2 protein-coding genes are annotated in these 4,729 nt (G+C 40.9%); both read right to left on the reverse strand.

Features of this window, described 5'->3' with window-relative positions; all coding sequences use genetic code 11:
* Window positions 1–321 precede the first annotated feature (321 nt).
* Entirely contained in the window at window positions 322–573 is a 252-nt protein-coding gene (locus tag DXC01_RS19665) for a transposon-transfer assisting family protein (RefSeq protein ID WP_117739739.1), read from the reverse strand.
* Window positions 570–4,700: a DUF3849 domain-containing protein gene (locus tag DXC01_RS19670; RefSeq protein ID WP_243111684.1), complete on the reverse strand. Its 4,131-nt coding sequence runs from the start codon at window positions 4,698–4,700 to the stop codon at window positions 570–572. The genes DXC01_RS19665 and DXC01_RS19670 overlap by 4 nt, the downstream gene beginning before the upstream one ends.
* Window positions 4,701–4,729 lie beyond the last annotated feature (29 nt).

Consider the following 4,729-nt stretch of genomic DNA (forward strand, 5'->3'; position numbering starts at 1 on the left):
TTTTCTCAACCTTCTTTCTCGGAATTCCCTATATTTGAATTATACAAGAAGCTCCTTTTTCTACTGAAAGCACTTTCTATTATATATAACGAATAAATTGTACAAAAAGATAGTCAAAAATATTTTTCTTACTTTTTATTATATCATTAATTACACTGCTCTTTTACATACTCGCTTTATTTTACTATGATGCATTGTGAAATTTAAAAGTCAATAATAAAATTTATCATATTAATAATATGTGCCAGTTTCTCAATCGGATTGGCTACTTTCTCCAATTTAAATAAATTCTATCTAACACTAATTCACACAAAATATTCTCTATTTTTTATAATTATCTTCCAAATCCACTTTATAATCTTCCAGATCCATAAGAAAAATCTCATAGCCTTCATCACTCATGCAGAACAGCTTTCTTATGGTATTGCAGACCAGCCCGATCATATCCGCATCCCCTTTCAGAAATGGAATGATATTGTCGATAGCTTCCATTGTATCATTTCGGTTGCCTTTATCAAACATTGCGGTCACTAAGCATTCATCTGTATCAAAGTTCATTGCCAGATTCATCATAATTCTACATTCCCCTTCTTATGTGCTTTGGATTTTTCAGTTGCCATTTCTTTCTGCTCCTGTGCTTTTGCTCTTGCCTGGAACTCTTTTAACGACTGCAACACGGATTTTTTCAGTTTCCCTTTTCCACCCTTTGCAGGCTCTTTGTTTTGTTCCCGGTTCGGTTCTACTGATACGGATTCTTTCTTGACTGGTGCTTCTGGAACTTCCTGTTTCACTTCCACAGTCTGTTCTGCTTCCTGCACTTTTCCATGTTTCTCATTCAGATACTTTTCCATATCGTTAATTGCTTTCTGTACCAATGGACTTTCCTTATAATGCGGAATCATATCTATCAGTTCCCTGTCTACTCTGTTCCAACACATCAGTTCGTACTCTCCAGAATAATCCTTATCCCCGTCCTGCAGGTCAAAACCAATCCCTTTGCCTCCATGCAGTCGATCTGCCGGAATACTTTCATAAATCTTAATCGCTTCTTCCAGAGTAAGATTATTATGGTATTCTCCCATGACCGGAAACTCCATACACTCTGCCACATAAAAAGTAATCGTAGCTTCCGGCTGTTCCTGTTCTGATTGTCTGGTAAAGATAGAAAAGGTTTCTGCATTTTCCAGGCGGGAAAGTAATGACCGGGCAGTTATCACATCACTGTCTATATCAGATTCTTCCGATACTTCAACCAGCCAGTCCTTTAAACACCCTGTTTTCTGATTCAAAATGTCCTCTGTGATTTTCTCCACCTGTTCTTCCCTGTTCTCAACGGTATCTTTATATTCGTAAGTGTCATATTCATAGCTGAAATTATCTAAATCCACTGCCAGCTTTTTGATCTCCTGCTGATCAAGGTAAGCATCTGCTTCCTTCATATATTCTGCCAGAGTGATTCTTTCTTCGGCAATAGGATTGATGTCCACCTTAATACCTGCCATTGCGATGCCATGAGCATTTAATTCATTGAAGAAACTGTCCTCCCGGATATTGCCACGATAAGAAAGCACTACATCAAGGTCAGAATCATCTCTGTAAAGTTCCTCTCTGCTTCTGGAACCATGCACTCTTGCAGCAAGCAACTCTACTTCATTTTCTAATCCCATATCTTCCAGAATACCCTGTGCGTGATACAAGACACCCCGTTCCACTTCTGCCCTGCTAAGACCATTTAATGCTGCTTCATCTCTTCCAATCTCAGAAGTCGCACGAAGTTCCCCCTCCTGCAATAAATCCTTAGAGTGCTGGATCGTCATTTCTTCAAATTCTTTATAATCCACTTTGACACATTCCAGGTCATCCATTCTTTCACTTTTAAGGATTTCATAAGCAGCTTCCTGAATGGATGCGTCTGGATTATCGTAATCACCACTCTGGATTTCATGCAGATCAGAGTCATAAAAAATAAACGAATATCCTTCTTCTGTTGCCTGTATGGTCAGATACCCTTTACTCCTGATAAACTGCATTGCGATTCCTTCATAGGTTTGCATTGCTTCTTCCCTGCGAAATCCTTCAAAAATACTTGCTGGGCAGTTTTTTTCTAATTGTATCCGCTGCATCTGTTCTTCCTGAACTTCTTCCACATCTGCCATCAGTTCTTCATAATCCACTACTTTTGCGTCTTCCAATGAGTACCCTTTATCTTCCAAAATATCACTGGCAGCTTCATCTACATAAATTGTCGGATTGTCATAGATTCCTCCATCATCCTCCTGATAATCTTCATTGTAAAATGTATAATCATAGCCATCTTCAGCAGTCTGGATTGTAAAGTATTGTTTTCCAATCTGATATGCAATCTGTACCTCATTCCAGTCCAGCATATTTTCCATTTTATTTACCGCTTCATATATTTCCGGATTCAGCCACCCTCCGATCTGTTCATATGCATGGGTCAGCTGATCTATTCCGTTTTCACATCGGATAAAATCCATGCTTTCCTGCATTGTTTCCGTATTCTGGATACCAAGCACTTTTTCCTGATTATTTGGCAGGCGTAAATATTCCTGCATCGCTTCATCCAGTGATTCATACCGGTTTACTTTTACTACACCCTCTGCATCTACATCTTCCATCACATAAAAATTATCAACGTAATGAATCTCTGGCATTTTCAACTTTATGCCTTCTGGCAGCTGCACCTCACTGACTGCATGGAAATTAAACCGGACATCCGTTCCAGATTCATTTTTTCCTGCCATCGTTTCTTCCCAGGTATCTTTCTGTACTGCCTGTATTTCTTCGATTGTAAGTGTCTGTCCACTCCGCAGGGTTACAACAGAATCTTTCGGGAATTCCGTCAAGTCATAAAGTGTTGTTCCATTTTCCTGCAAATATTCTGATACAGCTTCTAACGCTCCTGCATCAAACCCATTCCATAAATCCTCCGCTACAAGCTGTCCATTTTCTGCTACGATAATCCCTGCCACATCGGAGCCAAATTCATCATGTTCCATTAAGAAGAACTTCTCCCCCGCATATTCCTTTTCATCAACCGTATGCCATGTCCCGTTATGTCCTTCTGCTTCATATCCTCTTGTCTCTGCCGTGATTGTCACTTCGTTTTCTCCTATCGCCTGTTCTATCCTCTGCATCCGGATTTCAGCTCTTGCCATGTCGATAAACCCATCTAAAACTGCCGGGTGGCTTTCGATCACATAATCCAGGTTCAGATTTCTACCCCGGCTGACATTTTCCGGGACTTCGATATGCTCCGCCCAGTCTTTGTTCTGTCTGGAAAATCTTCCATCATGGGAAAGTTCACGGATGGTATTTGCCATAACAAAATTCATACGTTCTTCCCCGAAGCGTTCCACGACTTCTTTTGCCGCATCCTGCTTTAAGTGCAGCCCGTCAAAATTCTCCCGGATGGCTTCTTCGATTGCTTTCTTACAGTCCAGGTTTAACTTTCTGGAATCCAGATAAGCATCCACATCCCGTTCTCCCATTGCCTGTTCCAATGTTCCTTTATAAACTGGCGGATATGCCCTGACGGAATTATGTTCCAGCATGTTCCTTCTCTGCTGGACAAACTCCGGAAGTTCCTGAAATCCAAAAGAATCTACATAATAGGCTGTGATCTCTGCACCCCTGTTTATCACGATCACATCACTTACCGATAAGGAATGACCACGGAAATCTTCCGGTCGGTCAATGTTAAAGCGTTCAAATATATTGTCTAACGTGATCGTTGGCATCCACGGTGCTGCATAAACCATTCGGTAATCCTTTCCGTCAATGGTATAGTCCAGACTCTTTGCGGATTCTATTCCCATAAACTGATAAGTATGCTCATCTCCACTATCCATCTGATAAATAGCAAACCTTCTGCTTTCTCCATGCAGAAGAAGTGTCTCATCAATCTTTTCTGCACTGTCCTGTTCCAGTTTTTCCTGTCTGGCGGCAGCTGCTTCTCTTTCTTTATGTACTTCCCATTCTGCTTCCGTGATACCAAAAATACCGTCATGTCCCAGGATTGCATTTTCTGTTTCTGCAAGAATCTGTCCTGCCTGCTCTGGATTGTCTGGATTTCCATGTAAGAGAAAAACTTCCGCACCCTCACGATACAATTCTACTGCCCTGTTTTTTTCAAGAGGATACATGTGTTCCAGTCGGATTCCTGCTTCGTGCATTTCTGTAAAACCGATCATGCCATCTGGGAAATTGTCAATCTGTGCCTGTGTTTCATTCATAAGGCTTCTCGTATATTCACTTCCCGGTCTGCGGATTGCAGTCATCATACGGTTCACCAGTCCAAGCACTTCGTCTTTGTCGTCCATCTTATATGCAAAATTCACAATAAGATTTCTCTGACTATCCGTAAAATTTCCCCTACTTGCATCCTCTGCCGCTTCGATCAGCCGGTGGGCATACTGCATAGCTGTTTCTTCTATATTTTCAAGACTTGCATCTTCGATTGGTCTTTCCATTTCCAGCTCGTGTATCTGTGTTTCGATATTCCCAATGACTTCCGCAGACGTTTTCCGGATAGTATCCATAGATGCTCGAAGTGCTTTCATATCCTTGCTCTCACACCAGCTGGCGATATAGGTAAACGAATATTCTGAAGTATCCAGACCAAAATGGTTGCAGACAATATAAGCAATACTTTCAGCCTCAAATGTTAATGTTTCCATTTGAAGCATTATACCCATGTTTTTATAAT

The organism is Blautia sp. OM07-19, assembly GCF_003481595.1.
In the GTDB taxonomy this organism is placed as follows: Bacteria; Bacillota; Clostridia; order Lachnospirales; family Lachnospiraceae; genus Blautia_A; species Blautia_A intestinihominis.

Coding starts and splice junctions, on each gene's coding strand:
- DXC01_RS19670 (WP_243111684.1), bottom strand. CDS start 4,700: ATGGAAACATTAACATTTGAGGCTGAAAGTATTGCTTATATTGTCTGC.
- DXC01_RS19665 (WP_117739739.1), bottom strand. CDS start 573: ATGATGAATCTGGCAATGAACTTTGATACAGATGAATGCTTAGTGACC.